The organism is Stieleria sp., assembly GCF_041595215.1.
In the GTDB taxonomy this organism is placed as follows: Bacteria; Planctomycetota; Planctomycetia; order Pirellulales; family Pirellulaceae; genus Stieleria; species Stieleria magnilauensis.
Window position 1 is genome coordinate 1 of the sequence record NZ_JBFHKV010001001.1, and the last position, 3166, is coordinate 3166.

Below are 3166 nucleotides of genomic sequence, written 5' to 3' on the forward strand. Positions count from 1 at the left end.
GCCGTCGCCGGCGCGGTGCCGTCGAGCATTTGGTAGGGCGATGTGTTTTTCGCCGATCCGGGGGACAGCAGGCTCGCGGCGGGGTTCATCAGGTCCAGTCCGCGTGCCGAGGGGAGCGTCGAGCACCCGGTGGTCAACGCGATCAGCAGCGGAGCGAGGGACGCGGTCGCCCAGCGGGCCGGCAGAACGCGGGTGATGGCCGTTTTTCGAGGTGAATCGATGGTGCGATCGGAGGCGGTCATGGTCGCATGGCTCGGTAGGTTGGTCGCAAGACGCCGTGTGATCGTCGCACGGCGCCGGGGAAGTGCCGAAATCGACGGGAAATGCGTCGGGGAAGGAGGCTTAGGAAGAGTTTTCGGCCGCCCGAGCGTGGATCTTGAGAAATCTGAACTCTTTCGCTCAAGAAAGATTGGTGGGGGATTACTTCTTTCGCCGGATCCCCTGTGTTTGTATAGTCTTGACCCTTCGACGCGTTTCCGGCGAAAAATGAGACAACACGGGCGGCCCGCTCTGGGGCTCGCCTGGCCATCGCTGACCCGAGCGAGACCTGCTCGGTTCCGATGGACCCAGGTCAAACGGACTCGGTTCCGATGGACTCGGGTTGGCCGTGTCGAAGTCGATTAGATCACAATAGCAATCCAACGAACAAACCGGCTGAGGAGCCCCCACGCGATACGATGGGGGGAAATGTGCCATGGCACGACAATGTGAAGTTTGCGGAAAGAAAGTGCAGATGGGCAATCGCATCGAAACTCGCGGTAAAGCGAAGTATTTGGGCGGTGTCGGTACCAAAATCACCGGAATCACCCGTCGCAAGTTTGTTCCCAACCTGCAGAAGGTCCACGTGACACTGCCCGACGGCGTCAACAAATCGATGCGCGTTTGCGTTCAGTGCATCCGCAGCGGAGCGATTCGCAAGCGAGTGCGAACCAAGCCGTTTGACGTCAGTGGCGCCAAATAGCCGACCGCGAGGAAGTCATGGCATTATCGGCAGACGACGTTCGCAAGCTGGCCCTGCTGGCGCGACTGGAAATTTCCGACGAAGAAGTCGAGCATCTCGGCCCGCAGTTGGAAAGCATTCTCGGTTTCGTCGCGAAGTTGTCCGAGCTGGACACCAGCGACGTCGAGCCGATGACGACGGCGCTGGACGTCGATAACCGCTGGCGCCGCGACGAGATCACGCCGGGACTGGAGCGTGCCGCCGCCTTGGCCAATGCCCCCGCGGCCGATGACGAGTGCTTTCTCGTGCCGCCCGTGCTGGGATAGTGCGTCGTCAGCACGTCCGCTGCCGCACCGAGGCCCGTGGGATCTGCGCCAAATGCCACTCACTGTGGCAACGTCGTCACCACTAGGCCCGCGGCTAGCGCCGACGGCTCACTAAATCGACAGCCCGCGAGCCGTCCGGTGTCGGCGTGAACACTCCCCGAAAGACCGGAGGGCTCGCGCCCTTCCGCTCACAAAAAGCACCCCGATTGGTGCCACAATAGGCGGCATGGGGCTTGCGCCGCTAGCTCGCCCAAAACGGCTGATTCAATCAACAGTCCGCTACGGCTTCAGCCTTGAGCATTCGGTCACGCGACGATCAATAGAAGTTGTACTTCGAATTGTTCGGATCGAAGTCGGCGTCGGTCAGTCCGACGTTCAGCTTCAGATTCAAGTAGTTGTACTCTTCAATCACCGACAGCTTCTCTTGGTTCGGCGCGGGCCAATCGTAGGCGACGTAGCGGATCGGCACGTTGAGTTCTTCGTCCATGTAGACCTTGGCCTGGTAGAACAGCAGGTCCGGTCGCGGTGTGGGCTGGGTGACGGTCAGCAGCATGCAGGGTCGGTCGTTGACCTTGATGCCGGTTCGCATCTCGGCTTTGACGTCCGGCAACTGTTTGGCTTGTTCGCCCCGCTCGATCAGTTTGACGAGCAGATTCTCCAGCCCGATCTCGGTCATCGGGTACCGCTGCCCGCGCATGGCTAGCGTGCCGGTCGGCGGCAGATTCACCGTCGGCAGGAAGCGGCCTTTGAACCCGCCTTCGTGGGCGATCAGGTTTCCGTTGTTGCGGCCTTCGACGTACAGGACTTCGCGGCCCTTGATACTGGCCGGTTTGACGAAGCTCAGGTAAACGCTGAGCGGCTGGACGATCTGGTTGTCGACGACTTTGCGGCAGCGAATTTTGGCCGACATGTACTCGTGCGGGCCGAGCGTGTCGCCGATTCGTTCCCGTTTGATCAACAGCGCCGTGTAGTCGTTGATTGTGTTTTGACAGTTCACCAGGCTCCGGCGGGCCCGCATCAGGGCCTCGTCGAGTGCCGAAAGTTTGACCGGGGGGCTGGGGGCCAGGCTCGCCGCGTTGGCCACGCGATGGACCGGTTCAACCAAGTGGGGCGGCGTGGCGAACGATTGTTCGGCAGCGGAGGTCGCTGCGAGTGAGCCCAGAAGGGCGAGAAATTGACGTCGTTGCATCTCGATTGCTTCCTTGCGCGTGCGTCGGACGACCGGAAAAAAGGACGGCCTTGGTGGTCGTATCGCCGCAGATGCTACGTGAAGATGAGGAGTTCCACTGGCAGGCAATCATCCGGAGCAATCGTCGTATCCGTTGCCGAGCGTTTCGACCGGATCAACACCATCAAATTAAAGGAGTCGATTCCGCTCGGGATGCAGCGTGAGCCGTGGTGGGATCACTGTTAGCGAAAAAGTCGATGATTCCGCTAGAGGAATTCAGTTTTTCCTCAAGTTGCAAGTTCGCCCCATGAGTTGCAAGTCAGCACGCGGCGTCAGCCGGTGGTGTCAGCACGCGGCGTCAGGGCCTGTTGATTTAATCCGATCGCACGTGGGATTAGCCGCGAGCGCGCAAGCGTACGGGCATTCATTATGTCGATTACTCACCGGCGACCGTAGGCTCGCGCCAAACGGCTGATTAAATCAACAGGCCGGTCAGCCAGTGGCGCGAGTGACGTGTGCGTCCCCGCAACGCCTCCCGCCGTGACGACGCGATCGTCTCTGGCGAGGGCGCCGGCTCGCTCTGAAGCCGTTGCGTGGTGAAAATGTACGGGGCTTGCGCGCCAGCGGCAAAGCTGGGATAATCGTTCACCGCGCCCTCGCGATTGCCATTCCTTCCCCCCGTCCACTAGCGTTTCTTCGCCTATGTCCGGTCGTCCCAGTCCACACGCCGCC

4 protein-coding genes are annotated in these 3166 nt (G+C 60.9%); 2 read left to right on the forward strand and 2 right to left on the reverse strand.

Annotated features, from left to right (window positions below):
- A partial coding sequence (locus ABX749_RS27290) for a hypothetical protein (protein ID WP_372898809.1) occupies positions 1-242 on the reverse strand: 242 nt, incomplete at its 3' end.
- A gap of 452 nt (positions 243-694) precedes the next feature.
- On the opposite strand from ABX749_RS27290, the gene rpmB reads away from it, so the two are divergent.
- Positions 695-961 carry a 50S ribosomal protein L28 gene (rpmB, locus tag ABX749_RS27295; protein ID WP_145219515.1) on the forward strand — a complete coding sequence of 89 codons (267 nt, stop codon included), beginning with the start codon at positions 695-697 and terminating at the stop codon, positions 959-961.
- A gap of 17 nt (positions 962-978) precedes the next feature.
- Positions 979-1266, forward strand: a complete 288-nt coding sequence (gene gatC / locus ABX749_RS27300; protein WP_372898810.1) for an Asp-tRNA(Asn)/Glu-tRNA(Gln) amidotransferase subunit GatC — start codon at positions 979-981, stop codon at positions 1264-1266.
- A gap of 316 nt (positions 1267-1582) precedes the next feature.
- Here the strand turns inward: gatC and ABX749_RS27305 are convergent, their stop codons facing one another.
- Entirely contained in the window at positions 1583-2455 is an 873-nt protein-coding gene (locus tag ABX749_RS27305; protein ID WP_145219511.1) for a DUF1571 domain-containing protein, read from the reverse strand.
- Positions 2456-3166 lie beyond the last annotated feature (711 nt).

What these genes read in the sequence shown, in the direction of transcription:
- ABX749_RS27305 (WP_145219511.1), bottom strand. Translation starts at nt 2,455, where the DNA reads ATGCAACGACGTCAATTTCTCGCCCTTCTGGGCTCACTCGCAGCGACC.
- gatC (WP_372898810.1), top strand. Translation starts at nt 979, where the DNA reads ATGGCATTATCGGCAGACGACGTTCGCAAGCTGGCCCTGCTGGCGCGA.
- rpmB (WP_145219515.1), top strand. Translation starts at nt 695, where the DNA reads ATGGCACGACAATGTGAAGTTTGCGGAAAGAAAGTGCAGATGGGCAAT.